Source organism: Paraburkholderia sp. EG304 (genome assembly GCF_046543485.1).
In the GTDB taxonomy this organism is placed as follows: domain Bacteria; phylum Pseudomonadota; class Gammaproteobacteria; order Burkholderiales; family Burkholderiaceae; genus Paraburkholderia; species Paraburkholderia youngii.
The window spans coordinates 1-432 of record NZ_JBKGUA010000352.1 but is presented as its reverse complement, the minus strand read 5'-3'; the positions used below and the strand labels follow the sequence as shown (position 1 = coordinate 432).

1 protein-coding gene is annotated in these 432 nt (G+C 57.4%); it reads right to left on the bottom strand.

Annotated elements, in window-relative coordinates:
* On the bottom strand, positions 1–432 hold a 432-nt coding region (locus tag ACLFKU_RS44240), incomplete at both ends, for an ABC transporter permease (protein WP_410853456.1).

Sequence of the window (432 nt, the reverse complement as noted above, 5' to 3'; positions counted from 1 at the left end):
CGGTATAAGCCGTGCCGGCAACGGTCAACAGGATGCCAAGCACGACCCCCAGCATCGATCCAAGGACGCCGAGCACGATCGCCTCGGCGAGGACTCGTCGTCTCACTTGGCCGCTCGACGCTCCAACAGCCCTCATGAGGCCGATCTGGCGACGTCGCTGAGCCAACAGAATGAGAAAGGTCGTCGTGATAATAATCGCTCCCACTAACAGGGCGATAGCACCAAAGACCATAAGCATGTACTTGGTGACATCGAAGTCCTCGGTGAGACTATTGATGGTTTTCTTCTGGAAAGAGTCAGCCGTCGAGATCGTGGCGCCGGCGTCGTCTTTATTGAACTGCGGTGCGTCCTTAATCTTCGGCAGGGTCTTCTCGAGGTTGGTGACGAGTTGTCCCGGCGCCGTCCCATCCTTGGCCTTGACGACCCAGGTAT